At 42.9% G+C, this 26,670-nt stretch carries 28 protein-coding genes, 1 tRNA gene and 1 pseudogene; 3 read left to right on the top strand and 27 right to left on the bottom strand.

Annotated elements, in window-relative coordinates; all coding sequences use genetic code 11:
- Positions 1-12: 12 nt before the first annotated feature.
- The 13 genes and pseudogenes from nt5e to MK370_RS11305 all read right to left on the bottom strand — a co-directional run bounded on the left by nt5e (position 13) and on the right by MK370_RS11305 (position 13,319).
- On the bottom strand, positions 13-2,193 hold the full coding sequence (nt5e, locus tag MK370_RS01750; RefSeq protein WP_268683898.1) for a cell surface ecto-5'-nucleotidase Nt5e: 2,181 nt from the start codon (positions 2,191-2,193) through the stop codon (positions 13-15).
- A gap of 163 nt (positions 2,194-2,356) precedes the next feature.
- On the bottom strand, positions 2,357-3,625 hold the full coding sequence (locus tag MK370_RS01745; RefSeq protein WP_268683897.1) for a dihydroorotase: 1,269 nt from the start codon (positions 3,623-3,625) through the stop codon (positions 2,357-2,359).
- 12 nt (positions 3,626-3,637) lie between these two features.
- On the bottom strand, positions 3,638-4,102 hold the full coding sequence (locus MK370_RS01740) for an NUDIX hydrolase (protein ID WP_002904550.1): 465 nt from the start codon (positions 4,100-4,102) through the stop codon (positions 3,638-3,640).
- An 8-nt stretch (positions 4,103-4,110) separates the two neighbouring features.
- On the bottom strand, positions 4,111-4,764 hold the full coding sequence (locus MK370_RS01735) for a uracil-DNA glycosylase (protein WP_002912555.1): 654 nt from the start codon (positions 4,762-4,764) through the stop codon (positions 4,111-4,113).
- Positions 4,765-4,774: 10 nt separating this feature from the next.
- Positions 4,775-5,407, bottom strand: a complete 633-nt coding sequence (locus tag MK370_RS01730) for a hypothetical protein (protein ID WP_268683896.1) — start codon at positions 5,405-5,407, stop codon at positions 4,775-4,777.
- A 49-nt stretch (positions 5,408-5,456) separates the two neighbouring features.
- Positions 5,457-6,209 (bottom strand): DUF4336 domain-containing protein, encoded by a 753-nt coding sequence (locus tag MK370_RS01725; protein ID WP_268683895.1) that lies wholly within the window; start codon positions 6,207-6,209, stop codon positions 5,457-5,459.
- Positions 6,206-7,744, bottom strand: coding sequence for a glycosyltransferase family 39 protein (locus MK370_RS01720; RefSeq protein WP_268683894.1), 1,539 nt, complete (start codon positions 7,742-7,744; stop codon positions 6,206-6,208). Before MK370_RS01720 ends, MK370_RS01725 begins: the two co-directional genes overlap by 4 nt.
- 111 nt (positions 7,745-7,855) lie before the next feature.
- Entirely contained in the window at positions 7,856-8,485 is a 630-nt protein-coding gene (gene pyrE, locus MK370_RS01715) for an orotate phosphoribosyltransferase (protein WP_268683893.1), read from the bottom strand.
- A gap of 78 nt (positions 8,486-8,563) precedes the next feature.
- Positions 8,564-9,256 carry an orotidine-5'-phosphate decarboxylase gene (gene pyrF / locus MK370_RS01710; RefSeq protein WP_049540152.1) on the bottom strand — a complete coding sequence of 231 codons (693 nt, stop codon included), beginning with the start codon at positions 9,254-9,256 and terminating at the stop codon, positions 8,564-8,566.
- A 247-nt stretch (positions 9,257-9,503) separates the two neighbouring features.
- On the bottom strand, positions 9,504-10,442 hold the full coding sequence (locus MK370_RS01705) for a dihydroorotate dehydrogenase (protein ID WP_268683892.1): 939 nt from the start codon (positions 10,440-10,442) through the stop codon (positions 9,504-9,506).
- Between the two features lie 11 nt (positions 10,443-10,453).
- Positions 10,454-11,365, bottom strand: coding sequence for a dihydroorotate dehydrogenase electron transfer subunit (locus MK370_RS01700; RefSeq protein WP_268683891.1), 912 nt, complete (start codon positions 11,363-11,365; stop codon positions 10,454-10,456).
- 103 nt (positions 11,366-11,468) lie between these two features.
- Positions 11,469-12,443 carry a hypothetical protein gene (locus MK370_RS01695; RefSeq protein WP_268683890.1) on the bottom strand — a complete coding sequence of 325 codons (975 nt, stop codon included), beginning with the start codon at positions 12,441-12,443 and terminating at the stop codon, positions 11,469-11,471.
- Between the two features lie 30 nt (positions 12,444-12,473).
- Positions 12,474-13,319, bottom strand: a pseudogene (locus MK370_RS11305) (hypothetical protein).
- Between the two features lie 233 nt (positions 13,320-13,552).
- Between MK370_RS11305 and MK370_RS01680 the strand changes: the two are divergent.
- On the top strand, positions 13,553-14,461 hold the full coding sequence (locus tag MK370_RS01680; RefSeq protein WP_268683887.1) for a LysR family transcriptional regulator: 909 nt from the start codon (positions 13,553-13,555) through the stop codon (positions 14,459-14,461).
- A gap of 44 nt (positions 14,462-14,505) precedes the next feature.
- On the opposite strand, the gene MK370_RS01675 is transcribed toward MK370_RS01680, so the two are convergent.
- From MK370_RS01675 to rpiA, 6 genes are all read right to left on the bottom strand, one after another.
- The gene (locus MK370_RS01675) at positions 14,506-15,234 is read right to left on the bottom strand and encodes an NAD-dependent protein deacylase (RefSeq protein ID WP_268683886.1); all 729 of its coding nucleotides are present in this window, start codon (positions 15,232-15,234) and stop codon (positions 14,506-14,508) included.
- 11 nt (positions 15,235-15,245) lie between these two features.
- Positions 15,246-16,007: a hypothetical protein gene (locus MK370_RS01670; protein ID WP_268683885.1), complete on the bottom strand. Its 762-nt coding sequence runs from the start codon at positions 16,005-16,007 to the stop codon at positions 15,246-15,248.
- Positions 16,004-16,717, bottom strand: coding sequence for a purine-nucleoside phosphorylase (deoD, locus tag MK370_RS01665; protein ID WP_268684457.1), 714 nt, complete (start codon positions 16,715-16,717; stop codon positions 16,004-16,006). The genes MK370_RS01670 and deoD overlap by 4 nt, the downstream gene beginning before the upstream one ends.
- Positions 16,718-17,051: 334 nt before the next feature.
- On the bottom strand, positions 17,052-17,864 hold the full coding sequence (locus MK370_RS01660; RefSeq protein ID WP_268683884.1) for a purine-nucleoside phosphorylase: 813 nt from the start codon (positions 17,862-17,864) through the stop codon (positions 17,052-17,054).
- A gap of 29 nt (positions 17,865-17,893) precedes the next feature.
- A complete protein-coding gene (locus MK370_RS01655) occupies positions 17,894-19,105 on the bottom strand; it encodes a phosphopentomutase (RefSeq protein WP_268683883.1) in 1,212 nt (403 codons plus the stop codon).
- A gap of 13 nt (positions 19,106-19,118) precedes the next feature.
- Positions 19,119-19,796: a ribose-5-phosphate isomerase RpiA gene (gene rpiA / locus MK370_RS01650; protein WP_268683882.1), complete on the bottom strand. Its 678-nt coding sequence runs from the start codon at positions 19,794-19,796 to the stop codon at positions 19,119-19,121.
- Positions 19,797-19,973: 177 nt separating this feature from the next.
- On the opposite strand from rpiA, the gene mnmE reads away from it, so the two are divergent.
- Both mnmE and MK370_RS01640 read left to right on the top strand, forming a co-directional pair.
- Positions 19,974-21,347 carry a tRNA uridine-5-carboxymethylaminomethyl(34) synthesis GTPase MnmE gene (gene mnmE, locus MK370_RS01645; protein WP_268683881.1) on the top strand — a complete coding sequence of 458 codons (1,374 nt, stop codon included), beginning with the start codon at positions 19,974-19,976 and terminating at the stop codon, positions 21,345-21,347.
- A gap of 146 nt (positions 21,348-21,493) precedes the next feature.
- Positions 21,494-22,021 (top strand): hypothetical protein, encoded by a 528-nt coding sequence (locus tag MK370_RS01640; protein WP_268683880.1) that lies wholly within the window; start codon positions 21,494-21,496, stop codon positions 22,019-22,021.
- A gap of 143 nt (positions 22,022-22,164) precedes the next feature.
- Here MK370_RS01640 and MK370_RS01635 read toward each other — a convergent pair whose 3' ends face one another.
- The 8 genes from MK370_RS01635 to MK370_RS01600 form a co-directional block, all read right to left on the bottom strand.
- Positions 22,165-22,881, bottom strand: coding sequence for an alpha/beta hydrolase (locus tag MK370_RS01635; RefSeq protein WP_268683879.1), 717 nt, complete (start codon positions 22,879-22,881; stop codon positions 22,165-22,167).
- 50 nt (positions 22,882-22,931) lie between these two features.
- A tRNA-Arg gene (locus MK370_RS01630) sits at positions 22,932-23,003 on the bottom strand.
- A 40-nt stretch (positions 23,004-23,043) separates the two neighbouring features.
- Positions 23,044-23,391, bottom strand: coding sequence for a 50S ribosomal protein L19 (gene rplS / locus MK370_RS01625; protein WP_002900259.1), 348 nt, complete (start codon positions 23,389-23,391; stop codon positions 23,044-23,046).
- Positions 23,392-23,509: 118 nt separating this feature from the next.
- The gene (crcB, locus tag MK370_RS01620; protein ID WP_268683878.1) at positions 23,510-23,836 is read right to left on the bottom strand and encodes a fluoride efflux transporter CrcB; all 327 of its coding nucleotides are present in this window, start codon (positions 23,834-23,836) and stop codon (positions 23,510-23,512) included.
- Positions 23,833-24,207, bottom strand: coding sequence for a fluoride efflux transporter CrcB (gene crcB / locus MK370_RS01615; protein ID WP_268683877.1), 375 nt, complete (start codon positions 24,205-24,207; stop codon positions 23,833-23,835). Before crcB (MK370_RS01615) ends, crcB (MK370_RS01620) begins: the two co-directional genes overlap by 4 nt.
- A complete protein-coding gene (locus MK370_RS01610) occupies positions 24,207-24,470 on the bottom strand; it encodes a chorismate mutase (protein ID WP_268683876.1) in 264 nt (87 codons plus the stop codon). The genes crcB (MK370_RS01615) and MK370_RS01610 overlap by 1 nt, the downstream gene beginning before the upstream one ends.
- Positions 24,471-24,620: 150 nt before the next feature.
- The gene (sufB, locus tag MK370_RS01605; protein ID WP_268683875.1) at positions 24,621-26,003 is read right to left on the bottom strand and encodes a Fe-S cluster assembly protein SufB; all 1,383 of its coding nucleotides are present in this window, start codon (positions 26,001-26,003) and stop codon (positions 24,621-24,623) included.
- A gap of 122 nt (positions 26,004-26,125) precedes the next feature.
- The gene (locus MK370_RS01600; RefSeq protein WP_268683874.1) at positions 26,126-26,566 is read right to left on the bottom strand and encodes a flavodoxin; all 441 of its coding nucleotides are present in this window, start codon (positions 26,564-26,566) and stop codon (positions 26,126-26,128) included.
- Positions 26,567-26,670 lie beyond the last annotated feature (104 nt).

The following is a 26,670-nucleotide window of genomic DNA, read 5'->3' as shown; positions in this document are numbered from 1 at the left end:
TGTGTCTTCTAACTAGTCTTCTTTGTGACTTTTCTTGATTCCTGCCAATCCAAAGAATCCTAAAACCATACCAACTAGGCTCAAGGCAACTGCTGATTCGCTGCCTGTCTGTGGCAGTTCTTTAGCTGCAGGGTCCTTAGTGAAAGTCTTGGCAACATGAACTGCTACTTGCTTGGTTTGTTTTGGCGTGTTGGCCATTGGAGCTGCCTGTTTTGCAGGATCAGCTGCTTTGGCACCAGTTGGGTAGGAAGCTGCATTAGCCGGATCTGTTCCTTGCTTGATTTCTTCAATATCTGTATAGCCATCACCGTCTGTATCTTTAGTGGATGAAATAGAGATAGCACGTGAGTTTGGATTGATAACCGCATAGGCTGTCAAATCAGCTTTTGCCAGATAGTCTGCGAAAGCCACATCCATAGATGGACCTTCCTCGCGAGGGCCACCCAGCATGGTATAGCCGTCACCACCAGCAGCCAAGAAGTCATTTGTTGTCAGATAGTAGGTCTTATTTGGATCAAGAGGCTCATAAACACCCGTTTCTTTGTTCTTAATCTCAATGTGGAGGACACGCTGATTAGCTGGCAGAGTCGTGTCGTAGTAGACTTTAGCACCAGAGATTTGCAGGTAACCACCGCTCGGTTCTAGCAAGGGTTGTCCGTTCTCATCTAGCACAGGCTTGCCATCTTTTTCCTGAAGAATAGAGCCTAGAGATTTGGCAAACATATCTGCGATATTTTGACCGGTTACCTTGATTTGAGAAATAGTATTCCCAAAAGGCAAGACAGCGATGACATTTCCCTTGGTGATTGGCTTGTCTTTGGCAATGGTCTCACGAAGACCGCCTCCGTTAGTAACAGCCAAGTCTGTTTTGTTGGCAAAGCCAGTTTGACCATAATCATAGAGAGCATCTGCGACCACATTACCCAGATTAGTTTCCCGAACGCGGACATTTTCACGATCACCATTAAGCTCTACAGGGCTGTTTGCCACGATAACCTTGGCATTATCAGCGTCGTACCTAGCTTTAATCTTGCTGACCATGTCAGCTACAACTGGATCTGGAGCCACTTTTTTAGCAGTTTCAGCAGGGATTTGCTGAGGATTACCTAGAAGCTGATTGGCCTTGAAAGTCACTTTTCCGATATTGTGTAGATAGCTACCGGTCTGGTTGTAGGTTACATTATCACCATAAGTCGTAGACTCTACTGTGTGGGAGTGTCCGTCTATGACGGTTACACGTTTGCCTTTGAGCTTAGGATTTTTGGAAAGGGCCTCAGATAAGGTTGAGCCGCGCCACTCAGTTGGAGTGGTCGTATCAATACCTAAGTGAGCCAGGACAACATAGTTTTTGTAGCTCTTTCCTTCTGCCGCTGCTCGTGCTTCGATTTCATCAATGACCCGATTCACTTCTGTGATTGGATCGGTGAAGGTCACACCTTGGACGTTTTTAGGGTGAGTTTTTGTAGCAGTTTCTGGTGTTGTCACACCGATTACCACAAACTCATCTCCCTCAACCGCTGGATCCTTGTCCACAATGGTAGAAGCTTGGAAAACTCGAGCATTATTGGCGTAGGTATTGGAGCTGAGAAGTGGGAATTTAAGAATTTCCTTGTATTTTTTCGCCTCATCTAGACCAAAGTCAAACTCATGGTTACCGACTGCCATAGCATCGTAGCCAATTTCATTGAGGATTTTCGCACGTTCTTCCCCTTTTGAACTATTGGAAATTGGCAGACCCTGGAAGGCATCACCCGCATCCACAACAAGCACTTTAGGATTTTTAGCGCGCTCTTCCTTGATAACAGTAGCCAGCTTAGCATCACCGATAACGCCTTTTTCCTCTACGATGCGGCCATGCACATCGTTAGTATGGAGAATCGTAGCCTCTGGTAGATTTTCAGACTGGGCTGGTGCTGCAGCGGCTTCTGTCGCAGCTGGATCAGCCGGAGCAGCTGCATCCTGACTAGCTGCTGCTGGTTTTTCTTCTGCTGAAGCTGCTGGAGCAGTTGGTTGCGCTGCTGGAGCAGTTGGTTGCGCTTCAGAAGCTGTCTCAGCAGCTGGCTGATTGGTCAACTCAGTCGTTGCTGGCTCTGGACTAGCTTGAGCCTCTTCTGCAGAGACTTGATGCGACAAAAAAGCAGGTGCCAAAAGCACTGTTGATAGAACAGGTAAGATGAAAAATTTCTTCTTCATATAACGAACACTCCTCTTTAGTATTTTGTTATATTATACCTCTTTTTGGTTTAAAAAGGAACTATATCCTTAATATTTCAACAAACATTCGTATTTTCAGAAAATTCCCAGAAAGTTTTCTATGTTAAAAAAGACCCTGAAATTCATCAGAGTCTTATTAGTATTATCCTTCAAAGACAACTTCCCCATCACAGATGGTAAACTTCACTTGGCCTTTAAGATTTTCACCAACGAAAGGTGAATTAGCTGCTTTGGAGGCAAAGTGATCAGTCACAAGTCTATCTGCTTCTGGGTCAAATATAGTCAAATCGGCTGGACCATCCTGAGCGATGAAGCCAGCATCAAAACCATACAACTGAGCCGGATTAAGAGTCATTTTCTCTAAAAGTTCCATCAAGCTCAGATGACCAGCCTCAACTAGGTAGGTCAGTCCTAGAGAAAGCGAAGTCTCAAGCCCAGTCATGCCAGAAGGCGCTTTAGTGATATCTTCAACATTTTTCTCGTCAGCATGATGTGGAGCATGGTCCGTCGCAATGACAGAAATGACACCAGATTTGAGCCCCTCAATAACCGCCAGACGATCCGATTCTAAGCGCAGAGGCGGATTCATCTTAGCATTGCTTCCCTTGGTCAATAGCAGAGCTTCTGTCTTAGAGAAGTGCTGAGGTGCTGCTTCAGCGGTTACTTGGGCACCTAGCTTCTGAGCGAATTCGACCACCTTTACACTCTCAGCCTTGGACAAATGCTGTATATGCACATGAGCTTTTGCATCATAAGCAATCATGACATCGCGGGCAACCATGCTGTATTCTGCCACACCTGTCGCGCCACAGATATGAAAATGCTCTTTAGCGATATGCTCATTGAAACCGAGTATGCCATTGAGATTAGGATCTTCCTCGTGCAAACTGATAAAGGTGTCATTTTTACGCGCTTCTACGAGCGCCTTGCGGACAATGCCTGCATTGGTCAGCGGAATACCGTCATCAGAAAAACCTACTGCACCAGCTGCCAAGAGACCTTGGAAATCTGTCAGATGCTGCCCATCAAAATTCTCTGTAATTGTTGCAACCGACTTGATATGGATATTTTCACGACTAGCCGACTCTAGCACTTCTTTCAGAGTTTCGACCGTAGAGATGGTCGGATTGGTATTAGCCATCATAACAACAGTCGTAAAGCCACCTGCTGCTGCTGCCAAAGCCCCCGTATGAATATCTTCCTTATGAGTCTGGCCCGGCTCCCGAAAATGAACGTGTATATCCACCAAACCTGGAGCCACAACCAAACCACTCGCGTCAATAACTTTTGCTCCTTCTGCCTGCAAATCTTGACCGATTTTGACAATTTTCTTCCCCTCAACCAAGAGGTCAGTAATTTGGTCAAAACCAGTCTTAGGATCCATAACTCGTCCGTTTTTGATTAATAGCATCGTCTTATCTCCTTATTCGTAAAAGTCCACCTGCGTATCCAATAGCTTATCCCCGTCATAAACAAACTTTGCTGAAAAGAAAGGCTTGTCTTCTAAAAGCCATTCAACAAAGGTATGATCGCCTTCCCAAGTTGGTTTAGACAAAACCTGATCATAGGGCACCCATTCCAAAGTACCTTCGTTGCAGTCAATCAGTTCCCCCTCAAACTCAGTCACCTTGAAGACATAGGTGTACCAGTCCAAGTCGGGAGTAAACTCCGGAAAAGTGATAACGCCTTTGAGAACAGGCTTGGCCTTTAGACCTGTTTCCTCTAGAATCTCGCGCGCCGCGCATTCCTGCGGAGTTTCTCCTCGCTCTAGCTTGCCACCGACACCAATCCACTTCCCAGCATGAACATCATTGGGCTTTTTGTTGCGGTGCAACATGAGAAACTCCCGGCCATTATCTATATAACAAATCGTTGCTAACTGAACCATACTACCTCCTAAGCTAACCAATCGATAGGTTCCAAGCCCTTAGTCACTAAGAAATCATTGGTACGTGAAAAAGGTTTGCTGCCAAAGAAGCCACGGTAAGCAGACAGCGGACTTGGGTGAGCTGACTCGATTATCAAATGTTGGGAATTGCTAATCAAGGCTTTTTTCTTGCGGGCGTAGGAACCCCATAGGATAAAGACAACTGGATCAGACTTTTCATTGACTACTTTGATAATCGCATCTGTAAAAGGCTCCCAGATTAAGCCGGCATGTGCATTGGCCTGGCCAGCAGGCACTGTCAGACCAGCATTGAGCAAGAGAACACCCTGCTGAGCCCAGGAAGTCAAATCATGCGACTCTTTCACTCCGATATCATCAGCCAGTTCTTTGAGAATATTCTGCAAAGAAGGCGGAGCTGGAATGTCATCAGGTACCGAAAAACTCAAGCCTTGTGCCTGTCTCGGTCCGTGGTAGGGGTCCTGCCCCAAAATAACCACCTTAACATCCGCTAAATCTGTCGTCTGAATCGCATTAAACACCTTTTCCCGAGGTGGGTAAATGGTCCCTGAAGCATACACTTCATCTAAAAAATGATTGATTTTTGCAAAATAACCTTCCGGCAGCTGCTCCTTAATCAAAGCATGCCAAGCTGAATGCTGCATACATTTCTCCTTATGTCTCAAATTCACGAACTTGTTCATCTAGCTCTATGGCCGGATAATGGTCGGCTAGATATGAACTAAATCGACTCCAATTTTTCTCTTTGTACTTAAGAGGCATAAACTGTTCCCTATAATCTTGATTTCTAACAATAAGGAAGAACTTCGGCGGCAAAAGAGACTTGTTTTTCTTGCCCTTGTATCGACTATATTTCTGATATTTATTCAAGAAAATCTGCCAAATTTGAGAATCAATCTTCCTAAAACAGAAATAGTTATGATAAGTAATGAGGCAATCCTTATAAATCAAAAGCTTTAATTCTTTGTCATGAAAGTCAGCCTCTTCTTCTATTGTCTTAAAATCAGGAGTTGGAGATAATTCCTCCGTCATTATTTTAAGATATTTTCTATGCCTGCTGATATGCTCAGTTAATTCAAGAAATCGAACAAAAGTGAAACCAGAAATAATAATTCCACCAGCGACCCCTATATAAGAACTTTTTCTCTCACTTTTACTCGCTTCTTCCCGTACATATCCACTTCCGTTATGAACCAAATAGGAAAAAGCAAAAACGGTCAGCGAGATAAAAAGCATAAGAAAAACGATTTTGTATATAAAATTAAAAAACAAACTTCTCTTTATCATAAAATTTTAGAGACTTCCTCCTTGGAACAAGGCAATAAATAATTTTTTCCTACCTAATCCACCTAAGTGCTCTTCTTAGTTCTGCTGTACCATTTTCTAGAAAACAAGAACCGTGGGCTAGTATGATTTTCTCCGGTTGCCAAGCCAGCATCTGCTCTAGACATTCTTTGGCTTCTTTTTGATGACCGATAAAGGTCATACGGTAGTCAATAGGTGTCTGTCCATCCGGAGCTGCAATACGAACCAATTTATAAGCCTTGCTGCGAAGCGGATTTGGAAAATGCTCTGTTTCAAAATTCTCAATCAAATCTGTCAAAATCAACGTTTGACTGTTTTTATGAAAAAAGACAACTTCCTCAATATAAGTACTTCCCTTGAAAACCAACTGATCTATCTGGTCTGTCCAAGCTTCAGGAGCCTCATCCGTCAGCTTTTCATCAAAAGAGACTGGGATTTTCTGCTTAGCTGCTCTCTCCTTCACTCCTGGGCTAGACCAAGCAATCGCCTCAGGATATCGCTTCTTCCAGTCAGCTATATAAGCATAGTGAATCTTATTAGGTGAAACGAGGTGTGCGACTGGTCCCAAAGCGTCCAACTGGTCAAACAAAGCTTGATTTGGCTGAATTGGTGAATGACACCAGAGCTGGCCATTTGCTAACTTAATGACAGTCATGCGGGTAGAAAAAGGCAACTTTGTCACCACTGCATCCATCTCAATTAAATCACCGTCGACAATCCAGATATTCTCAGCAATGGACTTCAAGCTATAAAGCGGTTCATAGATAGGAACAGGTCTTTTCATTTCAAAGAGTCCTTCTTTCTAGTCCAAAAGCGACACTTCCCTAGGGCTTGTGGATACTGTGATAAGCCCACAGCGGACAGAATCAGTATCTGTGGCAAAAACTGAATCAGATAACGCGTCTTTCCTCCCTCAAAAATCTGCAGAAAAAGCAGGCCGCCAAAAACAGCTAAGGTTAGAAAATTCAGTTCGTCACTGGATCGATATTTCCAAAGAGCAAAGACAAGTCCTGCCGCCATGACAATCCAAACCACCTGCTTGGACAGCGAGAAATAGACAAATTCTGACTTGTCAGTGTTCAGGAAGAAGTCACGGACAAACTGAGTAAAAGAATTATTCTTCGTATCTTGGTAAAAAGGCGATATATAAGGCGTCTTTTCATTTTCGACACTGCGGTAGAGCCAGCCCAAATCTCCTTCTGCTACAGTCAGAGACTGCTTATGGAAGAGATGATGAGCGAAAGTCAAAGGATTATATTCGCTTAAACGCCGCTTGATTTCCTTGATAACATATTCCTTAGCAAACATGCCATTGTTATAGTCATACTGCTTGTCAGGCTCAATATACTGCAAGAGCCCTTCTTTCATATCTTCCTGATTGTGGCCGTTGAAGGTCAAACCTAGATTAATAAAGAGCAGGGGAGCCTTTGCCAATCCTTCTCCCTCTATAATCGGCACTTCCGTCTGATGCTTGGACCAGTAATGCAGCGGAGCATAGCTAATCGCAAAACTGCAAGCAAAAACAACTAGTGTCAGAAAGAACTTCTTCCAATTCTTTTTGAAAAAGAGGACTCCAAAGACAGCTATCAGCAGAATCATTACTGTTGGTCTAAAGAAGAAAGCCAGACTAGTCATTAACCCAAGGAAAATACTGCGCCAAACCAGCTGTCTAGCGTTATCATCTCCTCTCAGCAAGCCCAGAACTAGGAAAATCTGCAGACTGATGAAAGGAAGGGGCGGAATATCCGTATACATAGAAAAGAAATAAGGAGAAAAGCCCAGTAAGAGCGCATAAAGACTAAAGACAGCATCTGCAGTCCTTTGTGAAAAATACTTTTTGCACCCCTTATAGAGAATCAAGGCCGTTACGTTAGTATAAACAACATTCAAGGCCTGCATGACCCATAGACCAGATTCCCCAAATACATTAAAGAAAAAACGCTCGTAGAGAAATAGTGAGACATTATTAGGATTGCGGGTCAGATAGTTAGAAATGGAGCTTTCTTTCAATGTTTTAAAAGCCCCTGTAAAGACTACTGCTGCATCCCGTCTAATCAAAAGCTCTGCCGAAAAGAGCATAATCAACTGAAAAATAAAGACAGCTACCATAACAAGAAGTTTATGCTTCATCAGCCAATGATAGGCTTTTTGCAACAAATGCCGATAGCGATAGGCCAGATAAGCCAAGCCAGTAAAAGCAATCATAGCTATACTATTCAGCTCCGAAACATGCCAGATGGCAATCAGAAACCAGTGAACAGCCGTAACCAGCATAACTTTCTGTAATATCGAAAAGGATAGATGATAAATCTTAGACATAGCTCTATTATACCAAACGCCGAGACTTTAAGCCATTTTTAAAGGCAATACAAGGACGTTTTACTGAAAAATGACCTGAATAAAGGTCAGATCATTTTACTTCTATTCGGTCTAGGCCTGCCAATTTTCTTGGTCATGCTTAAATTTCTCAAGCAAGGCCAAGCCCTCTGGACTTACATAACCCTCTGCTTCGGCCAGATTGATTAGCTCAGTGTAGTTAGAAAGGGTTACCAATTTGACACGCGCTTCACTGAAGTTCTTTTCTGCCTTTGGCAGCTCATAGGTAAAGATGGCCGCTGCGCCAATCACATCCGCACCTTCACGTTTAGCAGCAGCGATAGCATCCAAGACCGAACCGCCAGTCGAGATCAAATCCTCAATGACAACCATCTTTTGCCCAGGAGTTACACGACCTTCGATTTGATTGCCCGCTCCGTGATCTTTTGGTTTGCTGCGGATATAGGCAAATGGCAGGTTCATCTTATCTGCAATAATAGCTCCGTGAGGAATACCCGCTGTCGCAGTTCCAGCGATGACTTCTACATCTGGAAATTCCGCCTGAATCTTTTCGACAAAACCATCTTCAATCAAGGTCCGAGTCTCTGGATAAGCCAAGGTCACACGGTTGTCCGTATATATAGGTGACTTGATGCCTGATGCCCATGTAAAAGGCTCTTCTGGCTTCAAATACACAGCTTTTATTTTCAATAAATCACGCGCAATCTCTTTTGCTAAAGTCATTTTTTGCTCCTTATAAATTTGAATGTTTATGATACTGTTAATTTTTATAAACGATTTAATTAGAATCTCTTGTTTTTCCTAGCTATTCCACTGCTTCTTAATCTCGTGATAAGCATCCCAAGGATTTTCAGCTTGGATAATTGGACGTCCTACTACAATATAATCACTACCAATTTGATGGGCTTCCTGCGGTGTCATGACCCGTTTTTGGTCGCCGATTTCTGATCCAGCTGGCCGAATACCCGGCGTCACACAGAGGAAATCAGCTGCAGTTGCTGCCTTAATCAGTTCCACTTCTTGAGCTGAGCAAACTACGCCATCCAAACCGGCTTCTTTGGCTTTCCGAGCGTAATTGACAACAGACTCCTGAACTGTGGTCTGGATGTTTTGGCAATCCCGCATATCTTCCTCACTGGTCGAGGTCAGCTGGGTCACAGCAACCAACTTAGCCTTATCCCCCAAGACCTTCTTAGCTTCGCTCATCATCTCCACACCACCCGCTGCATGGACCGTCACCATGTCGATACCAAAAGTACCTAAGACAGACATGGCTGAGCGAACCGTATTGGGAATGTCGTGTAGTTTCAGATCCAAGAAAATGCTGTGTCCAAGACCTTTCAGATAATGAACGATTTCTGGACCAATGGCATAGAAGAATTCCATGCCGATTTTGACATAGAGTTTTTCATCTTCCGGAAAATGCTCCAAGAAATCTTTGACATCATCAAAAGATGGAAAGTCGAGGGCGATAATAGGCCGTTCTTCACGCATGAGGGGAAAATCTCCTTTTAAATTATTATCTTCAAAGAGGTCCATTAGACATTTATATCTCAAAACCACCTTCACATTAGGCTCAGAGACATAGAAAAAACCTTGCCCGAGAGCAAGGTTACACGAAAATGTGGCAGTATCTGCCATTCAAACGTATGTACCTTAGTAGCCTCTCTGGACTTCTTTAAAGGTTATATTTAATTCATTCTATAATTTCACAGCAGTATTGTCAAGTAAAAATGTAACTTTAAAGCAAATTCTCTCGAACTTCTTTTCGTAAACTTTCAAGACTTTCAATGCCATATTTATCCATAGCCTTAGGCAGGTTCTCAATGATGGTAGGACAAGCATAAGGATCCGTGAAATTAGCAGTTCCAACCCCAATGGCTGAAGCGCCCGCTATAAACATTTCCAGAGCAGCCTCCGCTGAATCAACTCCCCCCATACCAATAATGGGAAGTTTGCTTGCTTGCGCCACTTGACGGATCAGCTTGAGAGCTACAGGAAAGACAGCCGGACCTGACATACCGCCTGTTCCATTAGCGATAATAGGCTTGTGCGACTTCAAGTCAAATCGCATACCTACTAAGGTATTAATCATGGTAAAACCAGCAGCACCTGCGTCTTCAACAGCCTTAGCTACCTGAGTGATGTCTGCCACACTCGGAGTCAATTTGACATAGACAGGTACAGCGGAAGCATCTACTGCTGCCTTGGTTGCTTCGTAAGCCAACTCCGGAACTTGTCCAATCAAAAGGCCAGCATTTCCATGATCAACATTTGGACAGGAGATATTGAGCTCGATAGCCATGACGTTTGGAGCTTGGGAGATTTTCCCAGCTACTGTGGCATACTCTTGATTGGAAAAGCCTGCTACATTAGCGATGATTGACAGGTCGGGATAATGTTTTTCTAACCAGGGCAGTTTTTCAGCTAGAACAACCTCAACACCAGGATTTTGCAAGCCAATGGCATTAAGCATGCCAGCCGGCGTTTCAGCCACACGCGGAGTCGGATTGCCAAAGCGGGGCTCCAAAGTCGTAGCCTTTATCATGATAGAACCCAACAAGTCCAAGTCATAGTACTTGGCATATTCCTGACCGAAACCAAAGCAGCCTGATGCTGGAATAATTGGATTTTTCAGGTCCAATCCTGGCAAGGAAACTCTTAAACGTTGGTCACTCATTCTTTCCCCTTCTAGACAATAATCGTGCCCGTCTCAAAGACCGGACCGTCTTCACAAACGCGCTTATTGACCGACTCGTCCTGACCAGCAACATGAACGACGCAGGCATAGCAGGCGCCCATGCCACAAGCCATACGAGACTCCATGGAGAGATAAGCATGCGGATGGCCCTGAAACTTACGATCCACATACTGAAGCATAGCTGGCGCACCACAGGAATAAACAGCCGCATAGTCTTGGGAAAACTCATCCACAACAGCTGATACATAGCCTTTGCGGCCATAAGAACCATTATCCGTCGTGATAATGACATCAGCGTATTTTTTCATTTCTTCTTCTAAAATGACAGCAGATTTGTCAGCGAAACCCAATACAGCAGTCACCTGAGCTCCCTTGGTATGCAATTCTTTAGCAACCTCAAGCAGGGGAGGGACGCCAATCCCACCGCCGATAATCAAAGCGTGGTCACCTACCCTTACAGAACTCAAATCAAAACCATTTCCCTGAGGCCCCATAACATCAAGAAAAGACCCGACTGGAAGTTGTGAAAAAATAGCCGTGCCTCCGCCTTCTATCCGATAAATGATGCGACAAGTCAGGTTGTCTCGGTCAATCTCTGCGATTGAGATAGGCCGGCGCAAAAGCTTGCTGTTATCCGGTACCCGAATATGTAAAAACTGCCCAGCCTGCATCTGGCTGACCATTTGACCCTTTAGAATCATGGAAAAAATATTAGGTGAAATCTCTACTTGCTCCAGCAGCTCCATCTGCTCCAGCATAATCTTGCCAAATCTCTTTTTGCAACTGTCACTAACCATGACAACCTCACTTTCTACAAGAAAAAACCTCGCCGCAGCAAGGTTTCGCAAAAAACAAGGCAGCAAACTGCCTCTTAAACCGTTTTTCTCACCTTGCAGCCTCACTGGACTTGATTAAAGGTTAAATTGTAAACATTATATCGTTAGAGATGAGGATTGTCAAGGCATAAAAATATCAGAATTTTCATAGCTCATACTAATCAAAGTTTTACCAGTCCTTGTCAAATTCACTTTTTACATCTGCAAGACAAAAGCTTCCATCCTCCTGTCTTCTGAAAATCAAAGACACCCTATCCAATTTTCGTTCAGCAAGTGGACGATGAATATTAAAATAATTCACCTGCAATGATAAGGGGCTATAATCTGTATCGCTTCCAGAAAAATTCATCTCTGAAGGCAGTCCAAATCGAGCAACAATCTCCTGATATGTCATTCCACCTTTTCCATATTGACTATCACCTACTGTCAATGTATCCATATCTTCTGGCTTCCACTTAAAAACAAACTCATTTTTGGTAGCTGGTAGGTTATGAATGTCATCCAAGTAAACTGCCGTTTTGGTTATTAAATAGTACTTTTTTCCATTGGAATCGGGGTCATAAAATCCCAAACTGATTTCCTGAGGATGTCCCGACGAACCATATCTCGGAACATCTACAATTCTTGTCTTATAAGTCAGAATCAATCCGTTGTCGGTAAAACTTACGCCTGAACCCTTACCATATTTCGCAACAACCTCTTCCAAAGTTGGATTAGAACTCAACTCTCCAGGTTTTACCATTTTTAGTTCTACAAAATTGTCTAATGTCCAATTAAAAACAAACTTTTTTTCATCTTCCTCAACAATTTTCTTTTTCAGTTCCTTTTGATCTTGATTTATTTCTGGCTCGTCATCATATTGCTGAGTAATAGAGCTTTCTCTACTAACTGACGAAACCGTCTTATTATATTTGTACTTAAGGTTGGCTCTAGGAACCTTTTGAGAAAAATAATAGAAGCCAAAGAACAAAGCAAATGACAAGGTCAAACAAAGAAGAATAAAGGCCGAATTAATCCTTTTTTTCTCCTCCTGTATGGCCATCATGCTAAGTTCTTCTCTTTTTATCTTTTGTTGTTTATAAAGTTCTCTTTTGATATCTCTAAATGAATTGGCATCATGTTTTTTCTTGCTACTCCTTCTCAAGATTATCTCCTCTGTCTTTTTTATTTTAGTTTACTGGCTTTGTTTAGAAACCAAACGCCATGTTCCATCCTCTTGCTTATAGAATTCTAGATTAACAGACTTCAATTGATCTGGATTTTTCAAAGAATGAGGATTATGATAAGTAACCCGCATTTGAAGTTGTTTATCCTCTCCCAAAATCGTCTGATATAGAGGTAAGCCAACATTTGAAACAATCTCATCATAAGCCGTACCTTTGTCAGTACCTTCTCTAGCAGCAATAACAAGACTATCAATATATTCTTGCGTCCATAAAAAGTCTCTATTAGGATTTTGATCCACCTTAATTTCATCACTTGCAAGGTTAGAATGGTACTTGGAAATGAGCTTATAAACACCATCAAATTCAGCAAATGTTAAAGAAACATAGCCAAGAGCACCATTCTTCTCTTTCCAAAAAAGACGAATATGCTTTTGAATTTCATTATTTGATGAAAAGTCAATCCATGAACCAGCTTCAACTGGTTTTCCAAATTCTTTTAAAACATCTTCCAAGACGGCTCCGCCTTTATCTTTGTCCATGTGTAGAGAAACTGCCTTGTCAACCGTCCAAAGAAAGGGACCACTTTTTTCTGGAGAAACGATAAGGCTTTCAGCGAATTTTTTTACTTCAGTCTCCTTATCCTCTAATTCTTTTGATGGTGAAATAATCTGACTTGACTAGCTCACCGGTTGCTTAGATTTAGTCTTTTGCGGTATAGAAAGCATTAAAAAAACTGCTCCAATGACGGAAAAGCCAATAATGGCTAATAAAACGAATGGTAAGAACTTAGACTTAGAAGTCTCCTTCTCTAACTCAAAAGCAATATCTTCAAAAGAATCCTCTTTTTTCTTCATAACTACTCCTTTTATAGTCTAAAAATCATCATATCACGAATAACTTGAAATTGCAAAATCTGCTTCATTACAATAAAATGAATAAAATCCTTCTATGAAAAACTTCAAAAATATCACTATATCCAATAGATGTTTTTTACCATCTATCCATTTTAATAAACTCAACTATAAAACTATATTAGCTTTCATTGATTTATCGGGAAAAAATCCCCAGTTTGTGATAAAATAGTCCTATGAGAATTCAACAGTTACACTATATTATCAAAATCGTCGAGACTGGCAGTATGAACGAAGCTGCCAAGCAGCTTTTCATTACACAGCCTAGCTTATCTAATGCTGTGCGGGATTTGGAAAATGAAATGGGCATCGAGATTTTCATTCGCAATCCCAAAGGAATTACCTTGACTAAGGACGGCATGGAGTTTCTTTCCTATGCCCGGCAGGTAGTTGAGCAGACTCAGCTTCTAGAGGAGCGATACAAGAACCCTGTCGCCCACCGCGAGCTTTTCAGCGTTTCTGCCCAGCACTATGCCTTTGTGGTCAATGCCTTCGTGTCCCTGCTTAAAAAAAGCGATATGGAGAAATACGAGCTCTTCCTGCGGGAAACTCGGACTTGGGAAATTATTGACGACGTAAAAAACTTCCGCAGCGAAATCGGCGTCCTCTTTCTCAATAGCTACAACCGCGATGTCCTATCTAAGATGCTGGATGACAATCATCTGATTGCCACTCATCTCTTCACAGCTCAACCCCATATCTTTGTCAGCAAGTCAAATCCGCTGGCCAAGAAAAAGCTGGTTCAATTATCTGACTTAGAAAACTTCCCCTACCTCAGCTATGACCAAGGGACTCACAACTCCTTCTACTTTTCTGAGGAAATTCTCTCTCAGGAACACCATAAAAAATCTATCGTGGTCAGCGACCGTGCGACCCTCTTTAACCTTTTGATCGGTCTGGATGGCTACACAATTGCAACCGGTATTCTCAACAGAAACCTCAACGGAGATAATATCGTGTCAATCCCACTGGACATCGATGATCCGATTGAGCTGGTTTACATCCAGCACGAAAAAGCTAGCCTATCCAAAATGGGAGAACGATTCATTGAGTATCTGATTGAGGAAGTGAAGTTTGATAAATAAACTGCAAAAAACACCTGAAAAAGCTATCTCAGGTGTTTTTTCTATTATTTCAACTTCCCCAATACTTCCCCTATTTTGCCCTCAATGACTAGATCGGCCTGGCTATCTTGAGGGATGTTGGTCTTGTTGATGACAACCAGATGCTTACCTGCAAAGTACTGGATGAGGCTGGCTGCGGGATAGACGACTAAGGAAGTCCCGCCGATTATCAGTAGGTCTGCTTGATGGATAGCTTGGGCCGCCTGCTGGAAAACTTCCATATCTAGAGGCTCTTCATAGAGAGTCACATCTGGCTTGACAATACCGCCACAGTCAAGGCAGCGAGGAATGGTACCCTGCAGAGCCAGAAAGCCATCCAAATCATAGAATCGCTGACAATTCAGACAGTAATTTCTATACGCGCTGCCATGTAACTTGAGAACCTTTTTCGAACCGGCCATTTCATGCAAGCTATCGATATTTTGAGTCACCACAGCCTTGAGTTTGCCTGACTTCTCTAAATCCGCTAAGTAGACATGAGCAGCATTGGGCTTAGCATCTGGATAGAGCAGGTACTTCTTGTAAAAGTCAAAAAACTCCTGCGGATAGCGCTCAAACATAGTGTGAGAAACCAACTGCTCTGCTGTAAAATGCTGTCCTAGCTTGACGCTGTATATCCCATCTGAACTGCGGAAGTCCGGAATATTGGACTCCGTCGAAACACCCGCCCCACCGAAAAAGACGATATTCTGACTTTGGTCTATTAATTCTTGCAGCCTTGCAATCTTATCCATCCTGCTACTCCTTATAAGAGACTTTCTATGACTGCATTCGCTCGGTCGAAGTAAAAAGGTTCCCTCTGATAAACTATGCCTGTCTCCTGAGCCAAATCAACCAGAAGCTCCATAAAGTGCTGAGATGAGAAACCTGTCGTCCTGTGCAATTCTTCCTCATCAAAAGGCTTGATAAGATGAGCCAGTGGATTGCGGACTGACTTTTCTAACTCTCTTAGCTGTTGTGCTGATTCTTTGACGGATTCAGACAAATGCAACTGCAAAATCAGCTCCGTCAAGCTAGAAGAATTGACCGTACTTTCTGCATGAAAATTTTGCAGGACAGGATTATCAGAATGTCGCATCTTTTCAAACTTCCAACTGTCGTAACTAGCTCCTCGAGAATTATGAATATAGCTCTCAATATCTGGTATTTGCATGCAAATCAGCCGCATAAAAATCCGATAAATAGCTGGACTGACAGCTCGGATAAAATCAATCAGCTGCTCATTCCTTAGCTTGGCTTCGAGGTCATAAAGGTAATTGACCAGCTGTTCGTCCGCTTCATTTTCATGGCAAAAAAGCTGAAAATCAGCTAGGTCAGACCCAGTGATTTCCAACTTTAGATTCATCATAGATTGGATGTTGAGCTCTCTTCGCTCCGCTAAAGCGCCAAGAAGCAGAACCAAGTCAGACTGGACACTGTTTCCTGATCGCTCAGCTAGTTTATGAGCATAAGCATAGTCATAGCGAGAAATAGCAAAGTGAATGGCTTCTTTGACATCTAGTTTCATGCTTCTGCAATCAAGGTTTCCAAGCCAACCTTCATCATATCGGTAAAGGTATTTTGACGTTCTTCTGCAGTCGTGTCTTCTTCTGGATTGACCAAGCTGTCAGAAATCGTCATGATAGCAAGGGCATCCACATGGTGTTGAGCAGCCAAATAGTAAAGAGCTGCCGCTTCCATTTCCACTGCCTTAACGCCCCATTTACCAAGCTCAATATTCTTTTCAAAGTAGTTTGAATAAAAGACATCAGACGACAAGACATTCCCAACATGGGTTGTCATACCAAGACCTTTGGCAATGTGATAAGCCTTGTCTAGTAAATCAAAGCTAGAGATTTGTGGGAAATCATACTGTGGCCAGTCATTGCGGATGATATTGGAGTTAGTTGCAGCTCCTTGCGCCAGTACTAATTCACGGACATGCACATCAGCATTCAGCGAACCAGCTGTTCCCACACGAATCAGCTTTTTCACACCATAGTCAACAATCAGCTCACGCGCGTAGATAGAGATTGAGGGCATTCCCATCCCCGTTCCCATAACAGAAACACGCTCACCTTTATAAGTACCAGTGTAGCCGAACATATTGCGGACTTCATTAAAGCAAACAGCATCTTCCAGGAAATTCTCCGCAATAAATTTGGCCCGAAGCGGATCCCCTGGAAGAAGAATTTTATCCGCAATTTCACCTGGCTTAGCAGAAATATGAATAGACATAGTTAAGATACCAAACCCGTCAAAAGCAAAGGGAAAATAGGAGATGGTCGCAGTGAGCGATGCTCGCAAGACCATCTATCTTTTTCCCACCGCTTTTAGGGTGGGTTCAATTCCTTTCTTTCTTAATTTTAATATTCCATAGAAAGACTAGCCCGAGTTCAATTCAAACTCAGACGCCCTTCCTTTCTGTATTTATTTGAAAGATAATTTTCCGATCGTGTTCAAATCTGAACACCTCGCTCTACCTTTCTTTAGTTTAATGATTTTATCAGCATAGATAGAAAAGCTGTTACGAGTTTAATTACCAACCCAGACACTCCGCCTTTCAACATCTTTACAATTCAGCAAGTGTTTCTTTAAGTAGTCGTTTAAAATCACCTTTGACACGTTCTGTTACTTCAACCACTTCCTCATGATTAAGCTCTTCTTGGAACCCAGCAGCAAAGTTTGTAATGCATGATATTCCAAGGACTTTCAAACCAGAATGTGCCGCTACAATCACTTCAGGAACAGTAGACATGCCAACTGCATCCGCTCCAAGTGTCTTATAAGCGCGGATTTCTGCTGGTGTTTCATAAGTCGGTCCAGTTACACCGATATAGACACCCTCATCCAGCTTGATACCAAGCTTATCAGCAACTTTGTGAGCGACGGCACTGTATTCTGGAGTGTAAGATTTAGACATATCAGGGAAACGTGGACCAAATTCATCCAAGTTTTCACCGATCAAAGGATTTTGACCAGTCATATTGATGTGGTCAGTGATAGCCATAAGCGTACCTGGACCATACCCGATACCACCGGCAGCATTAGTGACAATAACACCTTTCGCACCAAGAGCCTTCATCACACGCACTGGGAAAGTAACGATTTCTAAAGGATTTCCTTCATAGAAGTGGAAACGGCCTTGCAGTGCCAAGACTTTACGTCCTGCCAAGTCTCCATAGACTAATTTCCCAGCGTGACCAACAACAGTTGAGCGGCCCCAGTTTGGAATATCCGCATAGTCAAGACTAACGGCATTTTGGATCTCTTCAGCCAATTCTCCCAAACCAGATCCCAAGATCAGACCAAATTCAGGCTCTGTCATCCCTTTTTCTTTTAAGAAGGCTGCTGTTGCTTTGATTTTTTCTGATAAGCTTGTCATAAAACATTTTCCTCACTCTCTTATTATGCTTATACCAATTTGTCCAAGAAACTTTCACCAATCATCGCCTTGTCCACTCCGAAGTTTTCAGCAACAGTAGCTGAGATATCCGCAAAGTGTCCGACAGGAATATGACCATGACCGCTCAGCGATTTTCCGAAGACTAAGAGCGGAATGTACTCACGAGTGTGGTCGGTTCCAGCATAGGTCGGGTCATTACCATGGTCAGCAGTAATCATGAGCAGATCATCTTCACGCATGTTTTCAATGATTTCTGGGATGCGAGCATCAAACTCTTCCAGGCAGTCACGGTAGCCATGTGGATCACGGCGGTGACCATAAAGAGCATCAAAGTCTACTAGGTTAGTGAATGAGAAACCTTCTTTGAAGTTTTCGTCTTTCAGGGCTTTGACCAAAGTATCTACACCATGATTGTTAGACTTATTGTGTCCCATGTCATGGTTAATTCCAGCGCCGTTGAAGATGTCATTTATCTTACCAACAGAATAAGTGTCAATTCCAGCTTCATTGAGCTTATCAAGTACAGTTGGCTCAAACGGAGAAACGGCATAGTCGTGACGGTTGGCTGTACGAGTAAAATTGCCTGGCTCACCTACATAAGGACGAGCGATGATACGTCCCAGAAGCGCAGGGCGTTCCAAGGTAATAGAGCGAGAGAATTCACAGATACGATAGAGCTCTTCCAAAGGAATCACTTCTTCGTGTGCCGCGATTTGCAATACTGGGTCTGCAGAGGTGTAGATAATCAGCTCGCCTGTTTCCATCTGACGAGGACCAAAGTCATCAATAACTGCTGTACCAGAGTATGGCTTGTTAGCCTCACGAATGACCTTGCGACCAGAAAACTCTTCAATCTGAGTCAGGATTTCTTCTGGGAAGCCATTCCAGAAAGTATCAAAAGGCTCAGTAATATTGAGACCCATGATTTCCCAGTGGCCTGTCATCGTGTCTTTTCCGAGTGATACTTCTTCCAGCTTGGTGTAGTAACCACTAGGATTTTCTTCTTGAGGAACTGTCTTCAAAGGAGCAGGGCGCTCGATATTTCCCAAACCGATTTTAGCCATATTTGGCACATTCAGTCCTACAGTTTTGGAAATATGTCCCAGAGTATCTGAAGCACCATCTGGTACCCCTGCATTGACAAAGTTATTGGCATCTGGCGCAGCACCGATACCAACTGAGTCCATGACTACCAAGTGAATACGATTAAATTTTGGCATAAAATACCTCTTTCTATTTATTGGCTTCTAAAACTTGAAGACCCGATTTTCCAGCAACAATGACCTTGTCTACCATTTGATTAAACAGTCCATGCTCTACTACGCCCACAACATGATCAAGTTCTTGTGCAAACTTAACTGGATTTTCAATCACACCTAAATCTAAGTCGATAATGAAATTCTGCATGTCCGTGACATAACGCTGACCGTCCTTCTGACGAAAAGCTGGGTTATAGCCCGCTCGCTCAAAGCGACGAAAGAGCTGCTCAGCACCGTACTGAACAACTTCTACTGGTAGCTTGAAGGCACCTAGCTTCTCAACCATCTTGCTTTCATCGACTACCCAGATATAGTGCTTGGTAGGCACCGCTACGACTTTCTCCATGAGTAGTGCGCCGCCACCACCCTTGATACCGTTAAAAGCTGAATCAACCTCATCAGCACCATCAACAGTGACATCCACCTGATCCACATCGTCGATAGACTTGAGCGGAATGCCCAGCTCTTCAGCCTGTTTGCTAGTGACACTAGAAGTCGTCACAGCTGTAATCCGCAGTCCTTCCTCCTTGACACGCCGGCCAATCTCCTCAACAAAATAGTAGGCGGTCGAACCCGTCCCAAGACCAACAATCATCCCGCTTTGGACAAATTCAGCAGCCTTGATTCCTGCCAGTTTCTTTAGATTTTCCATAGCACCTCCTCGAATCACACTACTTTTATTATATCATGATTCTCACTAACATGAAAGTGTTTTCTTTGCCAGACTTAAATTGCATTCCTTCCGCTTGATAATCGAAAGCCTTGCTCCTCCTTGATTTTTGCGTTACAATTAGGGTAATTGATTTTAAAAAACAAGGAAAAATACAGTATGATTACCAGAGAATTTGATACAATCGCTGCGATTTCTACGCCTCTTGGCGAAGGGGCTATCGGAATCGTTAGACTGAGCGGGACTGACAGCTTTGCTATTGCCCAAAAAATCTTCAAAGGGAAGAATCTAAGCAAAGTGGAAAGCCACACGCTCAACTACGGCCATATCGTTGACCCTCAAAATCAGGAAATTCTGGATGAGGTTATGCTTGGTGCCATGCGCTCTCCCAAAACCTTCACGCGCGAGGATATCATCGAGATTAACACCCACGGGGGGATTGCGGTTACGAATGAAATCCTGCAGCTTGCTATCCGAGAGGGTGCTAGAATGGCTGAGCCTGGTGAGTTTACCAAGCGGGCCTTTCTCAATGGGCGCGTGGATTTGACTCAGGCTGAGGCTGTCATGGACATCATCCGCGCCAAGACCGATAAAGCCATGAATAATGCTGTCAAGCAGCTGGATGGCTCTCTCTCCAATCTTATCAACAATACTCGTCAGGAAATTCTCAACACACTGGCTCAGGTCGAGGTCAACATCGACTATCCTGAGTACGACGATGTAGAAGAGATGACGACCCAACTTATGCGAGAAAAAACAGCTGAGTTCGAGGCATTGCTGAGCAATCTCCTCAATACTGCACGACGAGGTAAGATTTTACGCGAAGGCATTTCCACTGCTATCATCGGCCGGCCCAATGTTGGCAAGTCCAGCCTGCTCAACAATCTCCTGCGCGAGGACAAGGCCATTGTGACTGATATCGAGGGTACGACCCGTGATGTGATCGAGGAGTATGTTAATATCAAGGGTGTGCCGCTCAAACTCATCGATACCGCAGGGATTCGAGAAACCGATGACCTTGTGGAGCGAATTGGAGTTGAGCGCTCTAAAAAAGCCCTGCAGGAAGCTGACTTGGTTCTATTAGTTTTAAATGCCAGCGAGCCTCTGACAGACCAGGACAGACAATTGATTGAAATCAGCCAAGATAGCAATCGTATCGTCCTGCTTAACAAGACTGACCTGAAAGAAAAGATTGAGTTGGACCAGTTGCCAACTGATGTCATCAAGATTTCCGTCCTCCACAATCAAAATATCGATAAAATTGAAGAACGCATCAATCAGCTCTTCTTTGAAAATGCTGGTATCGTCGAGCAAGACGCTACCTACCTGTCAAACGCCCGCCATATCTCCTTGATTGAAAAAGCCCTAGAAAGCCTGCAAGCCGTCAACCAAGGCTTGGAAACGGGGATGCCGGTTGACCTTCTCCAAGTCGATATGACTCGCACTTGGGAGATACTTGGAGAAATCACTGGTGACGCTGCACCAGACGAGCTTATCACCCAACTCTTCAGCCAATTCTGCTTGGGGAAATAGAGAACAATAAATACCTGTCATTTCCAAACTTACACTTGTTCTACTGTCCCTAATTCTATTAAGTCCCATCGCCCTCTAATAAGACTATTGCTAAAATTTTCAAATTCATATAAAATAATCCTATCATATCAAAAAGGAGATTCTCCATGAAAAAAACCTTTCAAGTATTCTTACTAGCAACTAGTCTATTAAGTTTGGCTGCTTGTGCCCAATCTCAATCAAAGAAGCCAGCTCAATCAAGTGATAAGACCAAAACTTCCAGAAAATCATCCTCTAGCAGTAAGGTCAGTTCTAAATCATCTAGTAAATCTGATAGCTCTTCCTCATCCAGTTCATCTTCTGACTCCAGCAGCACTCCAAGCACTAACAGTAGCTCCAACTCTACTATAGTAGATGGCAAGGAAGTTTCTATTACTTCCGAAGGTGCTTTTATTACTTTTCCTGAAATCGGTAAGGTCGTAAAGAAAGATGATGGCTATCTATTCGCTTCGCAAGGCCTTTGGGTAATGATTAGAACTGATGGACAATATATGTCTATCACATCAGAAGGTAGAAATATCAATAGCATTGATGTTGATCCTGGTCCAGTTAATGACGTCTATGCAAAATTTGGAGTTTCTGGAACTGCTGATATTGACGCGATTATAGAAAAAGCCAAATCATCAAACAACTAGAGTAAAAATAAAGTATACCTAACCAATTTTGCTTTGGGAAATAGAGAACAAGAGACCTAAAATTTAGGTCTCTTTTCAAATGCAATATTTCATTCTTTAAAGTCACTAATTATCGTTTTAAATGAAAAAGAGTATTCTAACTCTCAATCTAAAACAGACCTTACCATCTTAGCCAGCCCCAAAGGATTGTCTACATAAATATTGTGGCCACAATCTTCAACTTCAATTAACTGAACATAATCAGGTAATTCTTTCAAAGCCTGATCTTTCCAATTAGGAGCAACTTCAGTTGCTTTAGGAATAAATAAATTAATTTGGCGGTCGCTGAGTTTAGATAAACGTCCGTACATAAGTCGTCTCAGCGTAAGCAAGTTCTTCACAATTTGCTGAGAAATTCCCAATTTCCATGCCTGAGCCTTTTTATTAAAGACAAGATTGGCTTTGACTGCTTTAGCATAGTTTTGTGACCAATGCTTGGCTTCCTTTCTTTCTGAAGAAATAGCTTCATCTACGCTAACGTAGCTGGTGTTTTCTAAATAAAGTTTTGCATCTGTAATTTCCTCTTCTAAACTGCAGATTTTTTCTAAATCTAAGAAACCACCATCCAGCAGAATTAATTTCTTAACAGAGGGAAAAACAGAAGCTAAATAAACTGCGAAATCAGCCCCCATAGAATGGGCAAGCAGGGTCACATCTTCGGTCAAATCAACTTGTCCACCAAACCACTGCTCCAGTTCACTTGGTCGGCGAATTTCTTGGCCATATAAGTCCAGATATAGAACTGGAAGATGTAAGGCGGTGAAAAAGTCTTGTGGGTAATAAACATTGCACCCCAGACCACCAATAAAGCAAAAAGTCATCTCTTTTCCTCCTGAGAGTATTGAAAAAAGCCTTAGTCAGGCTTTTAGAATGTCCCCTGCCGGAATCGAACCAGCAACTACTCCTTAGGAGGGAGTTGTTATATCCATTGAACTAAGGGGACTTAGAGAAAAACTCTGCCCAATGACAGAGTCTTTCTAAGATTAACGGCGAATTTCTTTGATACGCGCTGCCTTACCTTGCAATGCACGAAGGTAGTACAATTTAGCACGACGGACTTTACCGTAACGAACGACTTCAATCTTGTCAACACGTGGAGTGTGGATTGGGAAAGTACGTTCAACACCGATACCGTTAGAGATCTTACGAACGGTGTATGTTTCTGAGATACCAGCACCTTTACGAGCGATAACCACACCTTCAAAGATCTGGATACGTTCGCGACTTCCTTCGACAACTTTCGCGTGAACGCGGACAGTATCACCAGGACGGAATGCAGGGATGTCAGTACGAAGTTGACCTTCAGTCAAACTTTGGATTAATGGATTCATTTTTTCTACTCCTATCTTACTAATCTTAAGGTTCAAGACCGCAGCGGATTAGCCGTTTTTTGTGCTTCCATTAGGCACAAACTATATTATATCAAAATTTCTAAAAATGTAAAGATGTTTAAATGAAAATTCCCAAAAGAATCGCTAAAAATCCGAGGATATAAGTCAAACCCAAATAGAGAACAAATTTCTTTCGCTCCGAAAAGAGCTCTGCCAGCTCAGCATTCAAAGTGGAAAAGGTCGTCAGTCCACCACAGAAGCCTGTTGCCAAAATCACATAAAGCTGCTTGTCTTCGATATGATTATAAAAATAACCGATTAGAAAAGCACCTAGCAAGTTTGCAAATAAAGTCCCGATTGGCAAAAATGCTCTGCTATTGACATTGGAGAAAACATAACGCACAAGGGCACCAGCGCCGCAACAGATTAACATCGCCCACATCATGGCTTCACCTGCTTTCCATCCCATAGAGCGATTGCAAGGCCACCACCTACACTTAAAACTAGATAGATAAGAAGCTCCGTATAGCGCCCTGAATCTGCTAGTTTGATACTGTCTAGCAGAAGACCAGAAAAAGTCGTCAAACCTCCGCAAAAACCGGTCGAAAACGCTAGAATTAGGCGTTGAGACTTAATTTTACTGCTAAGATAGCCTTTGATAATATAGACCAGCAAAAAAGTTCCCAAATAATTGACCAGTAAGGTAGCCAGCGGAAATGAATCATCAAAAACTGATAAGAGCGCTACTTGGTAACGTAGCCAGCCGCCTGCCATCGCAGATAAAGCCACAGCTATCGAGTTCTGTACTTCTTTCATTAGATTTTTTTATTCTGAAATTCACGTGAACGTTTTAAAATGTCAGAAAAGGTCGCAATAACAGTTTCCTTATAGTCTTTGTTTTCAACCTTATCCGCCACTCTGGCAAAAATCACATCTTCTCTCTTGCTATCCAAGACAGCTGCGCCTGTTAATTTTTTTAAAGCTACGACTTGGCCAACCAGATTCATGCGTTGCTCCAGCAAGGCAACAATTTCATCATCAACTTGATCAATTTCCTGTCTGATTTCTTCTAACGTCATCTACTTCCTCCTTGTATTCTATCTATCATATCAAAATATAGTAAAATTTTCTAGTTCAATTCTAAATAAAAAGGTCCAATGGACCATGATTAAAGGGAACTCGCAAATGCGAGCCCCTATCTACAGATTAAAAAGGTTCCCCGAACCTTTTTAACCAACTGAGCCTTCCATACTCATGTTGATGAGTTGGTTGAGTTCGACGGCGTATTCCATTGGAAGTTCTTTGGTAATAGGTTCCATAAATCCATTGATAATCATAGCTGTGGCTTCTTCTTCACTGATTCCTCGGCTCATCAGGTAGTAGAGCTGGTCCTCAGACACTTTGGAAACCTTGGCTTCATGCTCTAACGCGACATTGGAATTATGGATTTCATTAAAAGGAATGGTGTCAGAACTGGACTCACCATCCATCAGAATGGTATCACACTCGATATGAGATTTGGAGCCTGCACTATTCTTACCAAAGCGGACCTGACCACGATAGTCTGTCTTGCCGCCATCCTTAGCCACTGATTTAGAAATTAAGGTACTGGAAGTCTTGGGTGCATTATGAAATACCTTACACCCCGCATCCAAGTGCTGGCCATAGTTGGCAAAAGACATGGATAGAACAGAAGTTCTTGAATTGCGACCGTTAAGAATGCTACACGGATATTTCATATTGACCTTACTGCCTAAGTTCCCATCAATCCACTCTAAGGTGCCGCCTTCATCAACAATCCCCCGCTCCGTTACAAGATTATAGACATTGTCCGACCAGTTTTGAATGGTTGTATATCGGAAAAAGGCATCCTTTTTGACAATGATTTCGACATTCGCCGCATGAAGACTATTGCTTGTGTAAGTCGGTGCTGTACAACCCTCTATATACTGGATAGAGCCGCCCTCCTCGATAATCATCAAGGAGCGCTCAAACTGGCCAGCATTTTCACCATTGATTCGAAAATAGGTCTGAACAGGAACTTGGCACTGGATGTTCTTAGGCACATAGATAAAGGTTCCGCCGGACCAAACTGCACTATTAAGAGCAGAGAATTTATGCTCAGCATTTGAAATCACAGTACCAAAATACTGCTTGACCAAGTCCGGATATTCCTGAACAGCCGTATCCGTGTCAGTGAAGATAATCCCCAGCTTGGCAAACTCTTCCTTCATATTGTGGTAAACCACTTCAGATTCATACTGAGCCACAGCTCCAGATAGAAAGCGCTTCTCGGCTTCTGGAATTCCCAAGCGGTCAAAGGTTTTCTTAATCTCTTCTGGTACTTCATCCCAACTGCGAGCCCGATCTCCGCTTAGCTTTTGATAGTAGATAACATCATCAAAGCGAATCCCTGACAAATCCGGGCCAAAGTCGGGCATGGGCAGTTTACGAAAGAGTTCCAAGGAGCGCAGACGATAGTCCAGCATCCACTGGGGCTCATTCTTGATTTCTGAGATTTCTCGAACTACTTCTTCGGTCAAACCTTTCCCAGTCGAAAAGAGTGGCTTGACATTATCATGAAAGCCAAAAGCATAGTCACGTTCTTTCATAGGGCTCCTCCTTTTTCTGATGGATAGCGCTTACCTACATTATACTCCTAATCATGAGAATTGTCAGAAAATAACACTTTCGCACAAAAAAACGGCCGTAGCCGTTTCCTCTATTTATCACTTTAAGCTTTATTAACCAAGCCTTCCGCAAAAGCTTCCAAGCGTGCAATATCATCATCTTCCGCAGATAGGTCCACTTTAACACTTTCTGCGCCCTTCGCCGCTCCTGTAGCAGCAAAAGCAGCATCAAAGTCATCAACAGCCTTGCAGAATTCGTCATAGAAAGTATCGCCCGAACCGACCACTCCGTAGACCTTGCCAGATAAATCCAATCCGGACAAGTCTTCGTAGAAGTCCATCATCTCATCAGGCAGCTCACCATCACCATAGGTATAGGTCGCTACAATCGCAATATCTGCTTCCAAGAAATCTTCTGCATCGACAGTGGTGCACTCGTCCACTTCAACTTCTACATCCAAGTCTCTTAGCTTATCCGCCACAATATCAGCAATTTCCTCGGTGTTTCCAGTCATGCTGGCAAATACAATTTTCGCTAAGGTCATAGTTTCCTCCAAATTCTAATCTGCTCTCATTATATCATATCTTTTTTATTTTAAAAATAAAAACTCTTATGCTACAATGGGTAAAGAAAGTTGACGAGGTTATT

This window comes from Streptococcus sanguinis (assembly GCF_026781265.1).
GTDB lineage: Bacteria > Bacillota > Bacilli > Lactobacillales > Streptococcaceae > Streptococcus > Streptococcus sanguinis_T.
Note: the sequence above shows the minus strand (reverse complement) of the source record. Positions and strands in the feature narration are given on the sequence as shown.